Here is a 20,249-nt window from a genome sequence, read left to right on the forward strand (position 1 = left end):
AGTCCGACCATATCCTGACGCCCCTGCGATGACGATGGATGCGGCGTCGCAGGGGCCGTGCGTGCGTCGCGTTCCCCCGGCTGCTTTTTCTGGCCGCTTTTTCTGGTCGCTTCCTTGGGCGATCTCCTCCGGCGGCTTCCCCGGGTTGCTTCCCCGGGAAGCTTCCTCTGGCGGCTTCTTCTGGTCGCTTCTTCTGGCCGCTATCCCGGGCGGCGGATCAGTGGCCAGACCCGCCGGAACACAGGTTCATCACCATGACCCCGGCGATAATCAGCACCATGCCCCCGATGGCGGCGAGATTGAGTTTCTGCCCCAGCCACACCCACGAGACGAGCGTGATGGCGACTGTTCCGACGCCGGACCAGATGGCATAGGCGATGCCGGTGGGAATGGTGCGCAGGGCCTGTGACAGGGCATAAAACGCGGTCAGGTATCCCACCACCGTCACGCATGACGGCATGCGCCGGGTGAAACCATCCGACAGGGTCAGGAAGAAAGTTGCCGTGACCTCCGCCCCGATGGCAAGCGCCAGATAGAGATAGGCCATGGTGGTGTCCTTCCCAACGGCCGGCGGGCACCATGCCCCGGCATACCGCGCCGCCTTTACAGGATTGGCGCGTTCCCGGCCATGTCAGCGACGGTAACAGTCCATGTCGGATTTTTTCTGAAATGAGGCATGAAACCTTCGCTTTCGTCAGGCTCTATATGTATAGAGGAGATAGGAGACATGAGCCATGAGCAACTCAGCACGCATGATTGCCCACCTTCTTATCAATATCCGTCGCATGCCGCGTGAAAAGCCGCTGCCGAACGACACAACGCGCAAACAGGACTAAACCCCGGAAAAACCGGGATATTGGTCCGTGGCCGCAGCCCTTATGCCGCTGGTTTTGCCGGGGGATTGGCATGCGGGCGACGCATGGAATCGGGGGGGCGTTATAACGCGCATCCCGGCCACAAAAAAACATAGTTTGACATAATCCCGGCCGCATGGCCGCCATCCGTGGGACTCAGGCCGTGACCGCCGGGGTGACGCCCTGTTTCAACCGGTGCGCAAGGCCACGCAGTTCGTCATGATGCAACAGCCATACGCCGTTGGTCCGTGCCAGTTGCCGCGCGGCGCGGGTATAGGCGGCGTTGGACACGACCACCGCCACCGCCGCATCATAATGGGCGCGCGCGGCGCTGATCTGCTGGACCGCGTCATTGCCGACCGTGCGACTGTAAAGCTTGCATTGCACCACCATACGCAGGCCCCGGCGCGTGGCGATGATGTCCGCGCCCTGATCGCCGCTGCCTACGGTGGTGTCGGCCTGCCACCCGTCATCGCGCAGTTCGGCGGCGCAGTACTGTTCGTATTCCAATGGGTCCATGCCTGGCCCGACGATATCGGGTCGTTGGGGCGTGCCGCGCGCGACCTGTTCGATGCGTGCCGTGACCCATGGGGCGATTCGGGGCCATTGCGCCGCACGTCCCGCCTGACGCAGGGCGGGGCGCATGATGGTGGCAATGAATTCATCACGTTCACGATGCCATTTTTCCGGTTTGACAACGCCATAACTGTTGCGGCCCAACAACTGCCGCCGCCGCAGGCGCAACGTATCGGCATGCTGCATGACCAACGCGGCACAGATCGCGCGTGCGCGCCGTCGCCCCCACCATCGCACCATCAGGCGCAGTACCGGCCAGCCCACGGTAATCGCCGCCCCCGCCGCGAATATTGCGCGCCAGTGCAGGGCGTGCCGATGCGCGGCCCACCCTCCGCCCGGCCCCTGCAACAGGGCCGCCTGCATGGCGGTGGCCCTGTTGCGCAGCCCGTGCCACAGGGCTGAAATACTGCCTGATGCGGTATCGCGCGTAACATCATGCATGCGGAAATATACCGCGCGGTCATGGCGCCCGCTGTCCCCCCGGCGCAGGGCGATGACATCCCCGTCCCTTTGCGCCAATACCCAGCGTACTGCCGCACCCGCAGGGTGGCATCCCGTCCCGACGCGCCCATCCGACAGGTGCCGCGCGGCGGTGGCCGTTGCACATCCGATGGCCTGCGCCGGAACGCGATAGGCCACGGCTGCATCCCCACCGTCGGGTAGGGCCATGGCCGATCCCCCCCACAGGCCCATCACCATGGCCAGCGCGCAAAGCTGGAGCATGTTCCCTTTTCGTACACATGTCATTCCAGACAGTTAGCCCACAATCTTCCACTTGGCGAGGGGAGTTGCACGTATAACAGACGCACCCTCCGGGCTCTGCCCGGTCCCGGCAGGGAGCGTACTCCCTGCACCCTGATCTGTTGAGGGGGAGTCATGGTTTCCAAAGGGTAATACCCTTTGGTGGGGGTTCGGGGGCAAAGCCCCTGAATGCCGCACTTATAACAGATGCACGATCCGGGCTCTGCCCGGCCCCGGCAGGGAGCGTGCTCCCTGCACCCTGATCTGTTGAGGGGGAGTCATGGTTTCCAAAGGGTAATACCCTTTGGTGGGGGTTCGGGGGCGAAGCCCCTGAAGGCAGCACTTATAACAGACGCCCCCTCCGGGCTCTGCCCGGCCCCGGCAGGGAGCGCGCTCCCTGCACCCTGATCTGTTGAGAGGGAGTCATGGTTTCCAAAGGGTAATACCCTTTGGTGGGGGTTCGGGGGCGAAGCCCCTGAAGGCTGCACGTATAACAGACGCCCCCTCCGGGCTCTGCCCGGCCCCGGCAGGGAGCGTGCTCCCTGCACCCTGATCTGTTGAGAGGGAGTCATGGTTTCCAAAGGGTAATACCCTTTGGTGGGGGTTCGGGGGCAACGCCCCTGAATGTGCGCGGGATGAGCGAACCCTATAACCCATCGCACAGATTATTGGGGCATCCAGTATGAAGGAGTGCGCCATTTTCCGCCAGGCGTCGCGTGCTGTTGCTGTAAACGGTGATGGCCTGTGGGGTGTCGGCTTCGCTGCTGGTGAATTCGGGCTGTATGACGGCAATGTCCTGCCCATGGACGATCTGTACCCTGTGGATATCGTTGCAGTTGCCAAAAAATGCGGTGGGTGTGGCCATGCCGGAATCCACCCGCACGATGGAAAAACTGGCGGGACAGAGCGCATTGCCTGTCGAGGTCAGCAACAGGTAATCCGTATCGCCCACCTGCCCGACTTTTTCCACGAATAACGCACCGTTGCCCATCGCGCGTGGTGTCGTCGCCTGTCCCGCGATGGTCAGCGTTCCGCTGGAGGTATCGGCATCGCCGAACCGCGTCTGTGCATGATGCGGGTCTGGTGGGGGGCCGGGCAGGTATTGGGGCGGGGCGGCATGGACACTCCCGCCAGAGGACAGCAGCACCAGCCATGCGAAAGTGAAATTCCTAAACATCCGCAATATATTCTACTTTTATGAAATATGATAATTCTTACATAAGGATATGGGTGCTTTGTAAAATGCACAATTTATTTAAAATAGGCATGTAAATTGCATCTATTTTACAAAAATACAGAACCAGTATTGTCCTGTTGTGTAATGATCGCTGTATTGGCTTTTACGCGCGGCATGGTGGCAGGGGACGGCACAAGGCCCATGCATGGCAGTGCGGGACGAAACCTGAGGCGTCACCAATAAAAATGTTGGGAATGTATTATAAATGTAATAAGTATTTTATGGAATGTATAACGTATCTGTATTATAAAAGTTTTTAGTTTATATTTACAAAAATATCCAAACTGTATTGTATTATTAAATAAAAACCCAAAAATGAAGCTTTCTATTATCAATGATTCGGTTTCAGGCTGTCTTTTCTCGGAATGACCCGCCTGCTGTTCCCACCGTCAGGGCGTCGCGGGTGGGGGCGTGGGATGGTCATGCGGCATGATGTCGTCACTGCCGGAGGAGCCGGAGACAAGCTGCCACTGCCTGCGATCATCCTGATAGCGTGAAAGACACATTTCCAGCGCCTGATATTTCTCCAGCCGTCCGACATCGCCTGCCATGCCCAGGCATGCGGCCTTCAGGTCGCTGTCATAATGCGCCCACGCGGTGGAAAGGGCGGCCTCACTTTTCTGTTCCGCCGTGATGCAGTCCGTATCGCTGTCCTGCATTTCCACATGTGCGCGGGCGCAGTTCTGCGCAATCGGATAATGCGGCAGCGCCACCATGCGCCCGTGCTGCGTGTCATAGGGGTGGTGGGCCAGCTTTTCGATATCCAGCGGCGGCGCGGCATGGGGGGGGGCGGCCGCAGGGCCAAGTGGCGGTGGCATCCACAGGGCGTGGGCGGCGGCATATTCCCCCATCTGCGACAGGGCGTTGGCCGCCCCGGCAACGGAAAATGGCACGGGCGCGCGTTCGGGCGGCACAAGGTTGCCGGTGGTGACGGTGTGCAACTGCTGCATCAGGTCGGCCACGGCGTCGGGTTTCATGTCACCGCCCGCCGTATCCCACTTCCGCCCCTTGGAGAAGATCTGCATCACCAGTTCGAACTTGCCGATCACCACACCCGCCGTGGTGACGCCCGCCGGGTTGCGATAGCGTTTATGCAGGTCATGGACCGCCATCCCAAGCGAGCCGGACGCAGAACGATAGAACATGATGTCAAGCTGGTTCTGCCGGGATATGACCATCGGCTGTCCCTGCGCCCCGTCGGGGGAAAACGACCATCCGGCATCCTGGGCACCGCCCTGCGCGCCATCGCCCCCATTATTGCCCCCATTATCGCCCCCATTATTGCCCGGGGCCATGGCCGGGGCGGCATGTGCGGATCGGGCGGGCATCGCAATGGCGGGGAGGAGCGCAAGCCCCAGCCCCAGCCCTAATCCCAGCGCCACGGCCCGCAACGCGCGGGCAGGGATGGATACGGCAGGGGGGGGCACGGCAGGGGGGGATACAACAGGGATGGGCACGACAGGCGTGGATGCGACGGGTGGGGTCGTGACAGAAAACACGACAGAAAAAATGCGCATTCCGACCTGTTTCCCTCCGTCTGGTGACACTGCCATGGCATGTGAGGCGCGCATGATAACCCGCCGCGCCCCCTGCCTCAATGGCGTGTAACGCAGCCCCGGCAGGCGCAGGCGTTGCAGCCCGATGGGAAAAAGGGGGCAAGGGGAAAACAGGGCCGCATGCAGGACAGAAAAGGGTGGCGTCAGGGTACAGGCGACCGCATTTATGGCGTCAGGGCGTCAGGGCGTCAGGGCGTCAGGGCGTCAGTGGGACAGGCGGGAATGGGGGGCGGTGTCCCCTTCATCCATCAGGTTCTGGATCGAATTGCGCACGCGCGCCCATGTGATCGCCATTTCCAGATCGCCCGCGCTGAAGCACATGCCGGATCGCAGGCCCGCAATGCCAGAGGCTCTGGCCCCGAACAGGCGGATCATCGACACTGCGTGCGCCACGGGATCATGAATATGAAAATCTTGTTTAGTGTTCTTCATTACCCTGCTCATGCCATAAAATCATGACCAAAATACGTTCACAATATGGCAACCCTGCATTGCCCGCGGAGCAGGACAACACGTCACGTCATGTCAGGTTTTACATGCCACGAAGGATTAAGGCGGCACAGCGCATATAAAACGTCACACAAGCAGGCACTACCTTGCCTATGCCCTTTTTTCGTCAAGATAAAGTGACAATATATGTCACGTCATCAGGGGCGGGCGCGCAATGGCGCGGCAGGTCATGCCCCGGTGGTGCTTTTTGGGTCAACCATTATGGGTCGCAACTACGGGATTGTTGCAAAGTGAAGATACATCAAGGCTTTATCGCGGGGATCATCACCCTGTCCCTGCTGCCCGCCATGGCCGCCGCGCAGGCAACGGGACAGGTGCAGGACAGCACGCAATGGGCGCAGTCCCCCGCGGGCGCGCGTCAGGCGCTGGCGACACCCGATGCCCCGGCCTCCGCCCCGGCCGTGCCGGCCATGACCATTGACGAACGCCATGACGGGTGGGTGGCGATCCACCATTCCCCCGACCACGGCCTGCATACCGACCTGTGCATCGCCGGGGCGGAGAACGAGGTGCTGATGCTGCGCGCCGATGCGGATTCGTTGCAGATGCGCAGCGCGGACGACCATTGGACCCTGACGCCCGGTTCCACGGGGGACATGACGGTGCGCATCGGCGCCTATCAGCATGTCTTTCACATGCAGGCGAATGACGCGACCACCCTGTCGGTGGACCTGAAGCCGCAGGAAATGACCGACCTGCTGAATGGCATGGAACGTGGGCAGCGGGCCTCGGTCGAATACGGGTCGCGCACGGTGGTTGATGTGGCGCTGGGTGGCAGCGCGCCTGTGCTGGACCGTTTCCGTGGATGTGCCGAAACCAACCATTTCGCCGACCTTGGCCACGCGCCGGGCAACCGCGCCAATCCATTCTGATCCGGCCCATTTTGGTCCGGGCTGTTCCGACATTGGCGGGGTGATGGGGCAATGTCCGCGCCCCACGCCCCCCACATGCCCCACGCACCGCAACCAGCGCATGACAGCCTGCCCCCCGCCCCGTGGTGACAATGCGGATGGGATGGGAAAAAATCCCGCCCATCATCGCATGGACCCCACGGAAGGACAGAATAAAGTGAATCAAGTGTTTCTTGGGCGCATATGGCGTGCGGCGGCGGTGGCGGTCACGGTGTCGGCGGCATGCGCCACGATGCCGGGCATGGGCCATGCCGCCGCCCGTCACGTCACCCCGCCCGCACCGCCCCCGCCGGTCATGGATGTGCCGACCCTGCTGTCACAGGCGCCGTCGCTGGTGGGGAAACGTGTGACCCTGTCATGTTATATCGCCTCCGCCAGTGCGGGCGGGGCCGCGTGTGCCGCATTCCGCATTGACGACCTGCCCGGCAGCGTGAACTGGAACGGCAGCGTGCCGCTGGATGGCACATCGCTGGAGGCCGCGTCCTCGGACAAGGCGCAGCAGATGTGCGGCGATACCGGCATGCACCCGCAATGCCGCGCGGAAGTGACCGGCATCGTGTATGACCCGTTCGGGGATATGGGCGTGCAGGGAAAGCGTAATTTCGAACTGCGCGATGCGCGTATCCGCTGGCTTGCCCTGCCGGAAAAAGCAGCGACGGCAAAACGTCACTAGGGCATTTCCACCAAAAAACCGGTTTGGTGAAAATGCTCCGGTTTATTGTTTTTACGCGCATCTTCACCCGTTTTGAATGCACGCATTCACACAGGATCTGTTCTGGCCCGCACGTATCCTGGCGGAAGGGACCGCGTGAAAACAGCCGCATGAAACCTTGGGGCTGTGGCCTGTTTTCATGGCGGCCTGTGGCGGAAGAGAGTGTTTGAAAACAACGCATTGATAAAAAACAGGAAAAGTTTCTGGGTGCCGCCTTTCGATCGAAAAAGGCGGCGTCTTTCGAAGCTTTTTGGAAAAAGCTTCACCAAAAACTTTTGTAATTTCAGTATGTTATTTGGCCTGACCTTTTCAGGCGACCTCCATAAAGGCGGCAGCCCCCGCCGGTGGCGTTACACTCAACCCATTCCCGGCCCGCCTGAACCGCCCGGCCCGTCGGAACTGTCGTCCTGTCCGGGGGAGCCGGTCATGCCGCCCATGCCGCCGCTCTGGCTGGGGTCGCTGGGTGGGTGGTTCGACGCGCATGCCGCCAGTCCCGCCAGCATGCCCGCGATGCATATCATGCGTGTCATGGCCGTCCACATCATCAATCGTCCTTATTCACGTTCTGGTGATATATTTAGGTAGCCACCAGCAAAAGGAAAAGACGTTGTTTGGCGAATCCCGCGGGGCCGCCGCCATGATGGCGGCGCAGGTCAGGGGGCTTTCGTCGCGCTGATGCCAAAGTGGAAAAGCGTCGTGTGATCAAATGTCTGACCAGGGCGGAGTTCCGTGGTGGGAAAGTCGGGATGGTTGGGGGAGTCGGGGAAATGCTCGGCCTCGAACGCGACGGCGTCGGTCTGGCGATAGGCGCGGCCCGACACCCCGGCATAGGCCCCGTCAAGCGAATTGGAGGTATAGACCTGCAATCCCGGCTGTGTGGTCCAGACCTCCATCATGCGGCCTGACGCCGGGTCGCTGATCTGTGCCGCGAGGCGCGGCGTCGTCCCGGCGGGCGTATTGATGATCCAGTTCTGGTCATACCCGCGTGCATACATGATCTGCGGGTCGTTATCGCGCAGGTGATCGCCGATGCGGTGGGCCGTGCGGAAATCCATCGGTGTGCCCGCCACGCTGGCGATCGGCCCCAGCGGGATGGAGGTCGCGTCGGTGGGGGTAAAGGTGTCGGCATTGATGCGCAGGATATGGTTTTCGATGCTGCCGCTGCCTTCGCCCGCAAGGTTGAAATAGCTGTGGTTCGTCAGGTTCAGCACCGTGGGCCGGTCGGTTGTCGCGGTGTAATGCACACCAAGCGTATTGGCGTCATCCAGCCGGTAGGTCACATGCACATGCAGCGTGCCGGGAAAGCCCTGGTCGCCATCAGGGCTTATCAGCCCCAGCGTGACGCTGGCGCCATGGGCGTCGGTCTGTTCGCCCTCAAAGGTCCAGACCTGTTTGTCGAACCCCTTTTTCCCGCCATGCAGCGCATTGGGCGGCGCGGTGATGGCAACGTGATAGGTGTGGCCATGCAGCGAAAATGTCCCGCGTGCCAGACGGTTGGCATAACGCCCGATAATCGCGCCAAAGAACAGGCCGCCACGTGCGCTGTCATGGGTATAGCCCGACAGGGTGGGAAAGCCGAGCACCACGTCGCGCATGTCGCCATGGCGGTCCGGGGCTTCGATCGCGGTGATGGTGGCGCCATAGGTCATGAACCGCACGGTCACGCCATGGGCATTGCGCAGGGTGAACTGTTCCACCGCATGTCCATCATCGGTGGCGCCAAACGGCGCGCGGTCGAAACTGACGGCGGGTGCGGGTGCGGGTGCGGGTGCGGCCCATGCCACAGGCAGCCCCCCCACCACCGGCGCAAGGGCGGCAAGCATCAGGCAAAAGGGGCGCAACAAAGGGGACATGGGCGGGTATCCTGCGATATCGGGGATGTGGCGCGGCACGGCAACGCGCGTCGGCCAATCATGCCGCCCTTCACCAATACGGGCAACCACCGCCCCCGCATGTCGCAGGTGCGTATGCGGGGGGAGGGAAACGGTCCGGACAGGGCAGGCCCCGGCATCACGCGGCATCATAAAACGTTCTGGTGACGCTATTTTCAACAGGCGTTGGGAAATGGCGCCTGCCGGAGAGAGTGTTTGAAAGGTCAGGTTCCATAATATGGTGAAATTATAAAGGTTTTTGGTGAAGATTTTTCCAAAAAGCTTCGAAAGACGCCGCCTTTTTCGATCAAAAGTCGGCACCCAAAAACTTTTATTTTTTATGAAGGCTGGTTTTCAAATGTTTATTTTAGAACTCATAAGAATTTAATTTATGCATAATGAATTTATTCCTGCTGTATTTCTTTTTAAGATGCTCCTGTCGTTGATAAATGTCGGAACAATTTTTATCCATTTCAGCGGAGAGTTCAGTTTTCCTGTTCTGCGACAGGCTGCTGTCCCATTCTCCGGCCAGATACTGACAGATATCTGCATCATGGGAAAATATCGCAACATCGTCTGGAAAATTTCCGCCCGTCCTGGCCATGGGCGATGAAATATTCACGAAATATAATTGGAATGTAAAAAGGATAAAAAATAAACCATGGCGATTAAGATTGATGTTTCCGGGGAATGGACATTTTAAAAATACCAAATAATTTTTCAACATCCTGAATATCTTTTTTATCGCATCCTGTGGGATCACACTCCCCAACCGTCATCCGTGCCATTGCGATATGGAGGAGGGAGGGGCGTGTGCGGGAAAGGCATTTTCTGAAATCGTCATGGTTGTGACGGGAAAATGCTTGCGCGTTATCTGGCCTTGGAAAGGGCTATTTTCAAACCGAAAGCAATAAAAAGACCGCCGGTCAAGCGATCAATCAAAGACAGGAATCGCGGCCTTTTCAACAGCCGGAGCAGAGGTGCCGTTGCCATGGCCAGAATGGAAAACCACAGCACGGTAAGCATGGCGTGAATAGAGGTCAGTAAAAGCGCATACTGTACCAGATGGCCCGATGGCGGCATAAATTGCGGCAGGAAAGTAACATAGAATATCCCGACCTTGGGATTGAGGATATTGGTCAGGAAGCCTTGTCTCAACGCCTTTGACGCAGAAGCCATTGATGACGTCATGCCATCGGTCAGGTTTGTGCGTGGGTGAAGCAGCAGGTTGATGCCCAGCCAGCATAGATAGGCCGCCCCACTCCATTTAATAAGGTTATACGCCAGTTCAGAGGCGCGTAAAACGGCCCCCAGTCCAAGTGATGCCGCGATCCCCCAGACCAGACATCCCAGCGCCACGCCCAGCCCTGCCATCAATGCGGGTCGTGTCCCGCTGCTTGTTGCGACACGCAGGACCATGGCCGTATCAAGGCCCGGTGTTATGGTCAGAAGGGAGGCCGCGGCAACAAAAGCAATCAGGGACATGGTTTCTAAATCTCGGAGGTTGTTTTGGAGACTGTTTGAAAAGTCAGGCTTGATAACATACTGTAATTATAAAAGTTTTTGGTGAAGCTTTTTCCAAAAAGCTTCGAAAGACGCCACCTTTCTGAAAAAAGTCGGCACCCAGAAACTTTTCCTGTTTTTTATTCTGTGTTCAACGGGCTTCAGTCTAGAAGCGATCATGCCTTTTTTCAAGAATGCGGCAGCTTTACAAAGCCCTTTTGAAAAATCCTTGCCGGGATTCCTATTCTTCCCCGTGGGGGCCTTGTCCTGCCTTTATCTGCCCGCAAAGACGACAGCAGGGCCGCCCCTGTCGCGGGCGGGGGCCGCCAGTGGGACGAATGTCGGAAAATCGACTTTGGCAGGGGGCGCTGTTATAAGGGGCGCGCTGTTATAAAAGCAGCATTCTTCATCATGATTTTGCGGGGACAGTCTGTGCAGTGCGAATGGCGTAGGTCTTATGACCGGCTGGTTCCGATGTTGATCAAGGAGCATTTCGGCGATCCCGGTGCCCTGACGCGGCAGTTTCCCTATATGAAAGCGACGTTTCCGTGGAAAGGTGACGATTTCATCATCACACCACAGGTGCTTGCAAACCCGGATAATGGCTATCATGGGGTTGAACGGCTGGCCATGGCGTATCATCAGGCCGGGGCCTGGCAACTGGCGGGGGAATACTGGCTGATCGCGGCGGGATGGCGGCGCAACAGGATGGACGCCAGTGACGAACGCCATGTGGCGGCCTTGCAGTTTGTCCTGCGGCATGTCGAATATAACCGGGCGCTGGCGGAGTGGAAAAAGAAAAAACGCAGCCGCAGCGCCATGCCCTATCCTGAACAGTTCGGGCTTTCAGACGGCATGTCCCCCCACGATACATAATAGGCAGGGCACGCGCGTCCTGTGTGTGCGCTCCTTGCGGGACGTGCCCCCTGTATGTGCCCCCGTGTGTGTGTTCCTTGTGGGATCTGCCCTTTGTGGGACACTCTCGGGACACCGCGCCCGATCCTTTCGTGATTATAGCGGGGGCTGTTTGCAACTGGCCGACGGGCCGGGGACCATGCATGTTTCTGGACGGTGCCGTGTTTTCACATGGCGATGTCTTTCAGAGACTGTTTGAAAAGACATGCTCGATAACACACCGAAATCATAAAAGTTTTTGGTGAAGCTTTTTCTAAAAAGCTTCGAAAGACGCCGCCTTTCTGAAAAAAGTCGGCACCCAAAAACTTTTTTTATCAATGACCTGTTTTCAAACACTCTCTCACGGCGTGCTGACAGGCAAGCGCCACCCAAACCCTGTACGGGCCTGCCCCGGTGCTGGTCAAACAGCCGCCCCCCGGCATGGCGGGTGAGGGGGGCGGGCGGTGATGTCGCGCCTATTTCGAGGCGGGGAAGGCGAACATCGCGGGATGGTTGAACAGGCTGCCGGTGATGGCAGCATACAGGATCGTCTTGCCATCAATGCTTTCGGGGCCACCGCCGATATTGAGCCATGTCAGGGTCTCTTTCGGGCTGTTGTCCGTGGTTTCGAAACGCAGGCCGTAAATCGTCGTGGCGTCGAAAAGGACGACAAGCTGGTGATTGGCGCAATCATGCTGTTTGCAGGCCAACAGAACGGTATAGGGCTTGCCCCCCATGGTGACGGGCACGGCCTCGGACTGGGTTGCGCTGTTCAGCCAGCCCGGCTTTGGCGTCTTGCCAAACATCGTGTCGAACCGCTTTGTCCAGGCGGGATCATGCAGGTATGTTGTCAGTGTCACCGGGTCCGCCGCGGCGTGGGCCACGGGGCACGCCATGACGCAAACCAGCAGTGCGCCCGCCAGTATTGTGGCTAATTTCATATGGACCTTCCTCAATGCTGTGCCAAAACTGGCTGCATAAGGACCATAACGCGTGTTCCGTGAAAAAACCGCCAATGCCCGGGGTAAAAGTTTCGGGGGATGCCGTTTTCACAACCACGCCCGCAACGCGGCGCCGGTATCAGGGACTTTGAGGATGTTTGAACCGTCAGCCCCAATAACACACTGAAATCATAAAATTTTTTGGTGAATCTTTTTCCAAAAAGCTTCAGAAGACGCCGCCTTTTTCGATCAAAAGGCGGCACCCAAAAACTTTTTTATCAATGACCTGTTTTCAAATACTCTCTTGGGCGCGCGGATACCATGGGGATGGCCATCCGGGGCGGGCGCGTCAGCCCCCCGGCCGCATGTCCGTGCGATGGCCGGTATCCGTATGAAACGTGCCGGCGTAAAACGTGCCCGAGCGCAGCGCGCCTTCGATCTGTTCCAGGCTGGTGCCTGCGGTTTCGGGCACGTATTTCCAGACGAACGCGAACGCCGCGACATTGATGACCCCGAACAGCCAGAACGTCCCCGTCGTGCCCAGCGCCGCGACAAGCGACAGGGTGACAAGCGAGACAAGCGTATCGGACAGCCAGACCGTGGCGCTTGCCATGCCCATGGCCTTGCTGCGCACGAACAGGGGAAAGACCTCGGCCGCGATCAGCCATACCGCAACCGACAGGGAGCCGAAGTTAAAGAAGATATAGCCCAGCAGCGATGCAACCATCAGCACCAGCCGCACCCCCGTCAGGGGCGCGGGGTCAAGGAAGACACCCCCCAGCACAAACAGCGACAGCGCCGCCACCGGCAGCATCCACAACATCATGCGCCGGCGGCCGACCCGGTCGATCAGGGCGATGCCCATGGCCGTGGTGATGGTGGATGTCACCCCGACCCCCACCGATGTCAGCAGTGCCGCCGAATGCCCCAACCCCGCCTGTGACAGGATGATGGGCGCGTAATAGACAATGACATTCGGGCCTGAAAGCTGTGAAAAGGCCGCAACCCCCAGCGCGGCAATCAGCGCGGGACGGATCCAGCGCGGTTTCAGGCTGGCCCGGTGTTCCCCCGCCGTCGTGGCCGCGCCAATGCGCAGGACATCATCCAGTTCCTGTCGCACGATATCCTGATGCCCACGCAGTTTATACAGGATGGAGACCGCATGATGTTCACGTTCATGATGCAGCAGCCAGCGCGGGCTTTCGGGCAGGAACAGCATCCCCACCCCCAGCAGCAGCGCCGGGATGGCACCCAGCATGAACATCGCGCGCCATGACCCGGCCCCCCCCGACAGTTCATACCCGACAAAAAACGCCAGAAGCAGCCCCAGCGAGAACACAAGCTGGAACAGCGACACCAGCCCCCCGCGCCGTGCCGCGGGCGCCAGTTCGGCGACATAGACCGGCACGATCTGCGTGGTGGCCCCGATCGCAACCCCCAACCACAGCCGCGCCCCGATCAGCGTGCGCACATCAGGGGCCAGCCCACAGACCAGCGACGCGACGATGAAGATCGCGGCCGCCACCATGATGGCCGGTCGCCGCCCCCACCGGTCCGACACCGGACCGCTGAGCAATGCGCCAAAGATCGCACCGATATTGAGTGCCGCCGCAACCCATTCCTGCCCCGCGGTGGACAGGGAGAAGGTCTGCGTGACGAAAATCAGGGCAGAGGCGATGATCCCGGTATCATATCCGAACAGCAATCCCCCCACCGCCGCGACGGCCGCGGCGATGGAGACATATCGCCGCGCGGCCACGGTCTGGTCCCCCCGATGCACCATGCCCGACAGCGCGGATAACGCGCGCTGGTGGGTCTGGTGATGCGATGTGGCCTGGATGTCCGCAGTGGTGGGCATGCCGGGGTCCTTTGGCTAGGTTTTTTTAAGAGAGTGTCTGAAAGCAGCTCATTGATAAAAAAGCAGGAAAAGTTTCCGGGTGCCGCCTGTTGATCGAAAAAGGTGGCGTCTTTCGAAGCTTTTTGGAAAAAGCTTCACCAAAAACCTTTATGATTTCAGGATATTGTTAAGCCTGACTTTTCAAACAGCCTCCAAGGGCAGCGTTTTTCAGGGGGGGGGGAGGCCGCCCCCTGTGCCGTGATGTGCTTCAGCCTGCGTCCGATGCGGCGAAGATATCGCGCAGGGTCTTTTTCATCACATCGGCATCCATCGTCTTGCCAAGCCACAGCTCAACCCCGATCACGCCCTGATTCACCAGCATCCCCAGCCCGTCCAGCGGCGTGCAGCCACGTTCGCGCGCCGCACGCAGGAAACGGGTCATGGGCGGGTTGGGAATGACATCCGCCACGACCTGCCCCTTTGTCAGGGTATCGAGGTCCACTTCCGGCATGGCCTGCGCATCGCCCAACCCCACCGAGGTCGCGTTGATGACGATATCGGTCCCTTCGGGAATGCGGGCCGCGCCATCCCACGGGTGGGCGGTTGCGTCGCTGTCGGTATTGTCACGCACCAGAGCGGCGATGGTCTCGGCCTTGGCCGGGTCACGGTTCACGACATCCAGATGCGCAACCCCCGCCAGGCCCAGTTCCACCGCAATGGCCCGCGCGGCCCCACCGGCCCCCAGCATGAAGACCCTCTTGCCCTTCGGGTCCACCACATCCTGCAAGGAGGCGAGGAAGCCCTTGCCGTCGGTATTGTTGCCCACCAGCCTGCCATCACGGATCGTGACACAGTTCACCGCACCGATGATCCGCGCCGCTTCGGCCAGGTCGTCCAGATGCGCGATGACCGCCACCTTGTGCGGCAGGGAACAGTTGAAACCAACCCATTCCATCGCGCGCGCGCCGCGCACCGCGTCGGCCAGGTTTTCGGCGCTGACGTCGCAATTGATGTAACGCGCGTCGATCCCGGCATGGCGATATGCCGCCTCGATCATCGCGACGGTGGGATTGTCACCACAGGGCGTGGAAAATGATCCGGTCAGGATGCTGCGGAAATTCTGTTCGGGCATGGGTGCGGTCCTGCGTGCTTGAGGATTGCATAGCTATGCAAAACAACACGCTTTTCATGCCCCGATGCAACCCCTAATCGCGCAGGGCCGGGTCTTTGCCCCATGCCCATGCCCATGCCCATGCCCATGCCCATGCCCATGCTGTGCCTGTCCCGTGTTCGGGCAGGTGCGGTGCCGTCCCGTCCCGTCCTGTCCCGTCCGTCCGTCCCGTGTTCGGGTCCGTGCCGTCCTCGTGCTGTGCGTGCTTGTGTCTGTCTGTCTGCTTGCTGTGCGTATGTGCGTATCTGCGTATCTGCGTGTGCATGCGTGCGTGCGTGTCGATGTCCGCGTTTCCTGCGCCTGCGTGCGCCCCTCATGCGGCGCATCACGGAATGGCGGGATCGTCGTTTCGCCCGCCGCCGCCCGTGCTGCCACGTTCGATCAACTGTGCGTCAATCACATGTGTGCGCGACAGGGGCGTGTCCTTGGTGCCAAGGGCCTCGTCCAGCAGGCCCATGGCGCGTGCGACCATCTGTTCCGTATGCTGGTCAAAGGAGGTCAGGTCGTAACTGCGCCATGCGGCCTGCGGGATGTTGTCATATCCCGCCACCACGACATCGCGCGGGCACAGCAGCCCCATGCGTTCGCGCAGGGCGTCGATCACGCCGCAGGCCATCATGTCGTTGCTGGCGAAAATGCCATCCGGGCGGATGCCGCGCCGATCCAGCTGGGTGATGGCGGCATACCCGCTGTCATATGTATCGTTGCCCCGTACCGTCGTCAGGTGCGCAGGCGGCAGGCCGGTTGCGCACAGCCCGGTGCAGAAGCCCGTGCCCCGTGCGTGCGACGCCGCGTTTTTCGTGGGACCGGCCAGCCACACCGGGCGCATGACCCCATGGCGCGCCAGCAGGTGCGCCGCCGCCCGCCCCGCGCCGTGGTTGTCGGAATTGACGGTTGAAATCCATGGTCCCACCCGTGATGAATTAAAGCATACAACCGGCAGGCGCAGCGCGGACAGCGCCCGCACCACGGCGGCCGACCCGATGGCCAGGGACGTGACGATGGCGTCGATGCGATAGCTGACCAACTGGTCCAGCGCACTGTCGAGTGTCAGGGCGTCATCCACATGCATCAGCAACACCTGAAGGCCGCTTTCGCGCAGGGCCGTCGCCAGCCGTTCAAGTGCGGTGGCATAAAACGGGTTTTCCAGCCCCCCGATGACCACGCCCACCATGTATGACCGGCCCGACTGCATGATGGCGGGGATGCGGTTGGGCCGATATCCCAGGTGCGCGGCGGCGTCCATCACCTTTTTCCTTGTCCGTGCAGAGATGCTCGAACCCGGCGAAAATGCGCGCGAAACGGCGGATTGCGATACGCCAGCCATCCGGGCGACATCAATGGACGTAACGGCGCGAATGGTAATGTCCCCCTGCATGGCCCGCGTGCCCGGCTGTGGTTTTCCGGTGCACTCTGTAACGACCCTAAATCTGTAACGATCCTAGCCCGTATCGCGCCGTCATGCCATGCCGGGGCCGCTATACCGGGCGGGACCATATCCGTCACGTCCCGCCGGGTGCGCCCCGGCATAGGCACCCTGCCAGAGACGTCACGGCAGAGACGTCACGCCCGGCCACCATGACGGGCCATCAGGCTGGGGGTGGGATGCGTTGGGCCAGATACATGTTGGATCAGGATAGGCAGGGTCGGGAGGCATGGGGGTGGGATGCCCACGGTCCGGGATATGCAGGGTTGGAACGGACTGGGGCGGGAGATGAGAAGGGGGACATGATGGGGCAGGACAGGAGGGGCCGGGCAACGTCGTGTGGGGCCAACGCGCTGGGTCTGCGCCTGATCGGTGCGTGGTGTCGCCGCCTGTATCAGGCCGGATGCGATGGGGGCCTCATTGATGCCGCCCGCCCCCGCGACCTGTGATGTTTTTTTCCAAGGCACCCTCGACGGGATATCTGGCGGTTAGGGGCGCGTTTGAAAACAAATCAGTGATAAAAAACAGGAAAAGTTTCTGGGTGCTGCCTTTTTTCAAAAAGGCGGCGTCTTCTGAAGCTTTTTGGAAAAAGCTTCACCAAAAACTTTTATGATTTCAAGGTGATATTGTCTTTGGTTTTTCAAACTGCCTCTTATCAGGGGGGGGGGCAATAAGGGCAGGGCGGCTCATATGCCGCGCTTTTGCAAAGGGTGGGCGTGTTGTCCGTTGCCCGTGGGCGCTTCCGGCCTGTCCTGCATGTGTCTTGCATATAGATATGCGCGATATCTGTCTGGCGGGTTGTGGCAGGGGTGATTGTGACAGGGCAGCCATGCTGCCGGGGGAGCGTGTCCCCCGGACGGTGCCGGACATGCCTGTGTGCGGGGTGTTTACAGGCTGTTTGAAAAGTCCGTCTCCATACCCTCGCGGGAAGAATGATAATTTTCTAAAAAACCTTTGAAAATCATCGTATTTTAAAAAATGTTAAAATAACGCCTGAAATGTCCGATTCCTTAAAAACTGTTTGAAAAATCAGGCTCGATAACGCCCTGAAATTATAAAGGTTTTTGGTGAAGCTTTTTCCAAAAAGCTTCAGAAGACGCCGCCTTTTTAAAAAAAGGCAGCACCCAGAAACTTTTCTTATTTTTATCAATGATTTGTTTTCAAACACTCTCTTAACAAGGTGACGTCGTGTCAAAGCTGTCTGGACAACCTCTTTCCCAAAACCATCCTTATGATTTCAGGATATTCCCTGTGCTGACAAACAGTCCCTTAAAGGCTGTTTGAAAGATCAGGATCAATAATATCCTGAAATTATAAAAGTTTTTGGTGAAGCTTTTTTCAAAAAGCTTCGAAAGACGCCGCTTTTTTCATCGAAAGGCAACACCAAAAATCTTTTCCCATTATGTCTCAACGGTTTATTTTCAAACGGTCCCTTGCTGTTTCGCGCCCCCCACCGGCATCAGGCGTGCCGCCCGGCTAAGCGCCATGATCGGGAAAAGCTGCCGGTACAGGTCGTAACGCAGCATGAACGCACGGGACAGTTCCGCCCCCTGCGACAGGCGTTGCGACAGCATCGGATCGTCGAGCTTGATGGTCTGTCCCACCCCGTATCCGGGAAAGCCCGTGCCGGTGAACTCTGCTTCATGCCAGCTTCCGTCGGGTTGCTGGCGTTCGATCAGGTAACGGCACCCGCGCGCGATCGCCGGGTAATCCTGTGCCCGGTTCGCGGCCACCAGCCCCATCACCGCCCATGCCGTCTGTGATGGTGTGGTCGTCCCGCGCCCGACCGATGCGATTTCCATATATGAGGCGCAGCTTTCGCCCCATCCGCCATCTTCCTGCTGGTGCGCCACCAGCCAGTCGCACGCGCGGGCGATATAGGGCTGGGTCATGTCCTCCCCAATCGCGGCAAGCGCGGGCAGGACCGCCCCCGTGCCATAGACGTAATTCACGCCCCACCGCCCGAACCACGGACCGGCGGGGTCCTGTTCCGCACGGACATAGGCCAGGGCGCGCTGGATCGCGGGCATGTCGCGCGGCAGGCCCAGCAGGCCGAATGCCTCCAGGATATGCGCCGTCACATCGACCGATGGCGGGTCCAGTGCCTCGCCAAAGTCACAGAACGGGATCTTCGACAGCAGGCTGCGGTTGTTGTCCTTGTCGAACGCGCCCCATCCGCCGCATTCGCTCTGCATCGCCACCAGCCACCTGACCGCGCGGTCGATGGCGGCGTCCACGCCCTTTTCCTTCCATTCCGGGCGGTTGCGGCATGGCGCCAGCGCAATCAGCGCCACGGCGGTGTCGTCGGTGTCGGGATACCGGTCATTGGCATATTCGAACGCCCATCCGCCGGGTTCCACATCCGGCAGCTTGATGGACCAGTCGCCGCGCACGCGCACCTGCCGCGCCAGCAGCCAGTCAAGGGCACGGTCCATTTCCGGGGTAAAGCGGTCCTCCCCCCCCGCGTCATGCAACGCCATCAGCGCCAGCATGGTGTCCCATACCGGGCTGTTGGTGGCCTGTATCCACGATGCATTGCCCCGGTCATGACGCCAGCCCGGATCGTCCAGCGCACCCAGCGACCTGGCCATGACGGGGTGGTGCAACTGGTAATCCTCGCCATGCAGGGCCATCAGGCCGTACACCCATGGCGGCTGGATGCCGCCCCACCCGCCATCGGCGTCCTGGTGGCGGATGATCCATTCCAGCATGTGGCGGATGGCCGCCCCGCGCATCGTGCTGCGGCGCAGGACATTGGATTGCAGCCAGTGCAGCCCCCGGTCCGTGGTGCGAAAGAAGGTGGCCCACAGGTCGCGCCCTTCCTTTTTGGGCAGGGTATAGTCGAAATTCGCCCGTCCTTCGGGAAACAGCGCATCCAGCCGGTCCTGCGGGCGCAGCGGGCGGCTGGGCCTGCGTGCCGACAGGATCGCCAGCGGCACCAGTGTCGCGCGCGCCCATTGGGCAAAGTTATAGATGGAAAAGACGAATTTATTGGGGAACCAGATGATTTCGGGCGGCAGGTTGGGCGTCTTTTCCCACGGCCATTCCCCGATCAGCGCCAGCCAATACCGTGTAAAGACACGGATATTGCGCAATCCCCCCTTGCGCGCGATCCATGTGGCCGCCCGTGCCAGGGCGGGCGTATCGGCGGGATATCCCAGCGAACGCAGCGCGGCATATGCCTCCACCGTTGCATTGATGTCGCCATTCCCCGCGCCGTAATAGACCCCCCACGACCCGTCCTCGCGCTGCATTTCCAGCAGCGCGTTGCCAAGGCGCGGGCGCAGCGGATGGTTTTCCAGGCCAAGGAACCACAGCGCGATGCACCATTCCGCCTCCATCGAGGCATTGGAGCCGACAGACCCCACCCAGTGACCATCGGGTTTCTGCTGCTGTATCAGCCAGTCGCACGCGGCAGAGATCGTGTGCGTCATGCTGTTGCCCATCCCCGCAAAGGGGGCGCCGGCCGTCTGTGTCTGCGTGCCCGTGGCGTCAGGTGCGGTGGGGGC

18 protein-coding genes are annotated in these 20,249 nt (G+C 60.1%); 4 read left to right on the forward strand and 14 right to left on the reverse strand.

Annotated features, from left to right (window positions below; genetic code table 11):
* Positions 1 to 217: 217 nt before the first annotated feature.
* From IFJ82_RS02765 to IFJ82_RS02785, 5 genes are all read right to left on the reverse strand, one after another.
* Positions 218 to 547, reverse strand: a complete 330-nt coding sequence (locus IFJ82_RS02765; protein WP_003621659.1) for a DMT family transporter — start codon at positions 545 to 547, stop codon at positions 218 to 220.
* 463 nt (positions 548 to 1,010) lie between these two features.
* A complete protein-coding gene (locus tag IFJ82_RS02770; protein WP_225578750.1) occupies positions 1,011 to 2,153 on the reverse strand; it encodes a restriction endonuclease in 1,143 nt (380 codons plus the stop codon).
* Positions 2,154 to 2,817: 664 nt separating this feature from the next.
* Positions 2,818 to 3,348 carry a hypothetical protein gene (locus IFJ82_RS02775; RefSeq protein WP_003621663.1) on the reverse strand — a complete coding sequence of 177 codons (531 nt, stop codon included), beginning with the start codon at positions 3,346 to 3,348 and terminating at the stop codon, positions 2,818 to 2,820.
* Between the two features lie 449 nt (positions 3,349 to 3,797).
* A complete protein-coding gene (locus IFJ82_RS02780) occupies positions 3,798 to 4,925 on the reverse strand; it encodes a hypothetical protein (protein WP_225578751.1) in 1,128 nt (375 codons plus the stop codon).
* Positions 4,926 to 5,168: 243 nt separating this feature from the next.
* Complete coding sequence (locus IFJ82_RS02785) at positions 5,169 to 5,396, reverse strand: hypothetical protein (protein ID WP_040511042.1); 228 nt, start codon at positions 5,394 to 5,396, stop codon at positions 5,169 to 5,171.
* Positions 5,397 to 5,704: 308 nt separating this feature from the next.
* On the opposite strand from IFJ82_RS02785, the gene IFJ82_RS02790 reads away from it, so the two are divergent.
* Positions 5,705 to 6,346 (forward strand): hypothetical protein, encoded by a 642-nt coding sequence (locus IFJ82_RS02790; RefSeq protein ID WP_003621674.1) that lies wholly within the window; start codon positions 5,705 to 5,707, stop codon positions 6,344 to 6,346.
* Between the two features lie 196 nt (positions 6,347 to 6,542).
* Positions 6,543 to 7,058, forward strand: coding sequence for a hypothetical protein (locus IFJ82_RS02795; protein ID WP_141313084.1), 516 nt, complete (start codon positions 6,543 to 6,545; stop codon positions 7,056 to 7,058).
* Positions 7,059 to 7,453: 395 nt separating this feature from the next.
* Here the strand turns inward: IFJ82_RS02795 and IFJ82_RS02800 are convergent, their stop codons facing one another.
* From IFJ82_RS02800 to IFJ82_RS02810, 3 genes are all read right to left on the reverse strand, one after another.
* Positions 7,454 to 7,627, reverse strand: a complete 174-nt coding sequence (locus tag IFJ82_RS02800) for a hypothetical protein (protein ID WP_155116163.1) — start codon at positions 7,625 to 7,627, stop codon at positions 7,454 to 7,456.
* Positions 7,628 to 7,750: 123 nt separating this feature from the next.
* Entirely contained in the window at positions 7,751 to 8,920 is a 1,170-nt protein-coding gene (locus IFJ82_RS02805) for an aldose epimerase family protein (protein WP_192266300.1), read from the reverse strand.
* Between the two features lie 918 nt (positions 8,921 to 9,838).
* On the reverse strand, positions 9,839 to 10,453 hold the full coding sequence (locus IFJ82_RS02810; RefSeq protein ID WP_062809522.1) for a LysE family translocator: 615 nt from the start codon (positions 10,451 to 10,453) through the stop codon (positions 9,839 to 9,841).
* Positions 10,454 to 10,945: 492 nt separating this feature from the next.
* Between IFJ82_RS02810 and IFJ82_RS02815 the strand changes: the two genes are divergently transcribed.
* On the forward strand, positions 10,946 to 11,347 hold the full coding sequence (locus IFJ82_RS02815) for a hypothetical protein (protein WP_192265542.1): 402 nt from the start codon (positions 10,946 to 10,948) through the stop codon (positions 11,345 to 11,347).
* Positions 11,348 to 11,841: 494 nt separating this feature from the next.
* Here IFJ82_RS02815 and IFJ82_RS02820 read toward each other — a convergent pair whose 3' ends face one another.
* The 5 genes from IFJ82_RS02820 to IFJ82_RS02840 form a co-directional block, all read right to left on the reverse strand.
* On the reverse strand, positions 11,842 to 12,306 hold the full coding sequence (locus IFJ82_RS02820; protein WP_062809521.1) for an Ivy family c-type lysozyme inhibitor: 465 nt from the start codon (positions 12,304 to 12,306) through the stop codon (positions 11,842 to 11,844).
* Between the two features lie 349 nt (positions 12,307 to 12,655).
* Complete coding sequence (locus IFJ82_RS02825) at positions 12,656 to 14,164, reverse strand: sugar porter family MFS transporter (RefSeq protein WP_062809520.1); 1,509 nt, start codon at positions 14,162 to 14,164, stop codon at positions 12,656 to 12,658.
* A gap of 247 nt (positions 14,165 to 14,411) precedes the next feature.
* A complete protein-coding gene (gene aroE, locus IFJ82_RS02830) occupies positions 14,412 to 15,275 on the reverse strand; it encodes a shikimate dehydrogenase (protein WP_003621694.1) in 864 nt (287 codons plus the stop codon).
* A 73-nt stretch (positions 15,276 to 15,348) separates the two neighbouring features.
* Positions 15,349 to 15,579: a hypothetical protein gene (locus tag IFJ82_RS02835; protein ID WP_192265544.1), complete on the reverse strand. Its 231-nt coding sequence runs from the start codon at positions 15,577 to 15,579 to the stop codon at positions 15,349 to 15,351.
* Between the two features lie 60 nt (positions 15,580 to 15,639).
* The gene (locus tag IFJ82_RS02840) at positions 15,640 to 16,692 is read right to left on the reverse strand and encodes a LacI family DNA-binding transcriptional regulator (protein WP_040511045.1); all 1,053 of its coding nucleotides are present in this window, start codon (positions 16,690 to 16,692) and stop codon (positions 15,640 to 15,642) included.
* 245 nt (positions 16,693 to 16,937) lie between these two features.
* On the opposite strand from IFJ82_RS02840, the gene IFJ82_RS02845 reads away from it, so the two are divergent.
* The gene (locus IFJ82_RS02845; RefSeq protein ID WP_192265545.1) at positions 16,938 to 17,189 is read left to right on the forward strand and encodes a hypothetical protein; all 252 of its coding nucleotides are present in this window, start codon (positions 16,938 to 16,940) and stop codon (positions 17,187 to 17,189) included.
* 972 nt (positions 17,190 to 18,161) lie between these two features.
* On the opposite strand, the gene shc is transcribed toward IFJ82_RS02845, so the two are convergent.
* Positions 18,162 to 20,186 (reverse strand): squalene--hopene cyclase, encoded by a 2,025-nt coding sequence (shc, locus tag IFJ82_RS02850; protein ID WP_048859354.1) that lies wholly within the window; start codon positions 20,184 to 20,186, stop codon positions 18,162 to 18,164.
* Positions 20,187 to 20,249 lie beyond the last annotated feature (63 nt).

It is taken from the genome of Novacetimonas hansenii (assembly GCF_014843995.1).
Taxonomy (GTDB): Bacteria; Pseudomonadota; Alphaproteobacteria; order Acetobacterales; family Acetobacteraceae; genus Novacetimonas; species Novacetimonas hansenii.

What these genes read in the sequence shown, in the direction of transcription:
- IFJ82_RS02775 (WP_003621663.1), bottom strand. Translation starts at nt 3,348, where the DNA reads ATGTTTAGGAATTTCACTTTCGCATGGCTGGTGCTGCTGTCCTCTGGC.
- IFJ82_RS02805 (WP_192266300.1), bottom strand. Translation starts at nt 8,920, where the DNA reads ATGCTTGCCGCCCTTGCGCCGGTGGTGGGGGGGCTGCCTGTGGCATGG.
- aroE (WP_003621694.1), bottom strand. Translation starts at nt 15,275, where the DNA reads ATGCCCGAACAGAATTTCCGCAGCATCCTGACCGGATCATTTTCCACG.
- IFJ82_RS02810 (WP_062809522.1), bottom strand. Translation starts at nt 10,453, where the DNA reads ATGTCCCTGATTGCTTTTGTTGCCGCGGCCTCCCTTCTGACCATAACA.
- IFJ82_RS02780 (WP_225578751.1), bottom strand. Translation starts at nt 4,925, where the DNA reads ATGCGCATTTTTTCTGTCGTGTTTTCTGTCACGACCCCACCCGTCGCA.
- shc (WP_048859354.1), bottom strand. Translation starts at nt 20,186, where the DNA reads ATGGGCAACAGCATGACGCACACGATCTCTGCCGCGTGCGACTGGCTG.
- IFJ82_RS02840 (WP_040511045.1), bottom strand. Translation starts at nt 16,692, where the DNA reads ATGCAGGGGGACATTACCATTCGCGCCGTTACGTCCATTGATGTCGCC.
- IFJ82_RS02785 (WP_040511042.1), bottom strand. Translation starts at nt 5,396, where the DNA reads ATGAAGAACACTAAACAAGATTTTCATATTCATGATCCCGTGGCGCAC.
- IFJ82_RS02835 (WP_192265544.1), bottom strand. Translation starts at nt 15,579, where the DNA reads ATGCACACGCAGATACGCAGATACGCACATACGCACAGCAAGCAGACA.
- IFJ82_RS02765 (WP_003621659.1), bottom strand. Translation starts at nt 547, where the DNA reads ATGGCCTATCTCTATCTGGCGCTTGCCATCGGGGCGGAGGTCACGGCA.
- IFJ82_RS02815 (WP_192265542.1), top strand. Translation starts at nt 10,946, where the DNA reads ATGTTGATCAAGGAGCATTTCGGCGATCCCGGTGCCCTGACGCGGCAG.
- IFJ82_RS02800 (WP_155116163.1), bottom strand. Translation starts at nt 7,627, where the DNA reads ATGACACGCATGATATGCATCGCGGGCATGCTGGCGGGACTGGCGGCA.
- IFJ82_RS02845 (WP_192265545.1), top strand. Translation starts at nt 16,938, where the DNA reads ATGTTGGATCAGGATAGGCAGGGTCGGGAGGCATGGGGGTGGGATGCC.
- IFJ82_RS02820 (WP_062809521.1), bottom strand. Translation starts at nt 12,306, where the DNA reads ATGAAATTAGCCACAATACTGGCGGGCGCACTGCTGGTTTGCGTCATG.
- IFJ82_RS02825 (WP_062809520.1), bottom strand. Translation starts at nt 14,164, where the DNA reads ATGCCCACCACTGCGGACATCCAGGCCACATCGCATCACCAGACCCAC.
- IFJ82_RS02770 (WP_225578750.1), bottom strand. Translation starts at nt 2,153, where the DNA reads ATGCTCCAGCTTTGCGCGCTGGCCATGGTGATGGGCCTGTGGGGGGGA.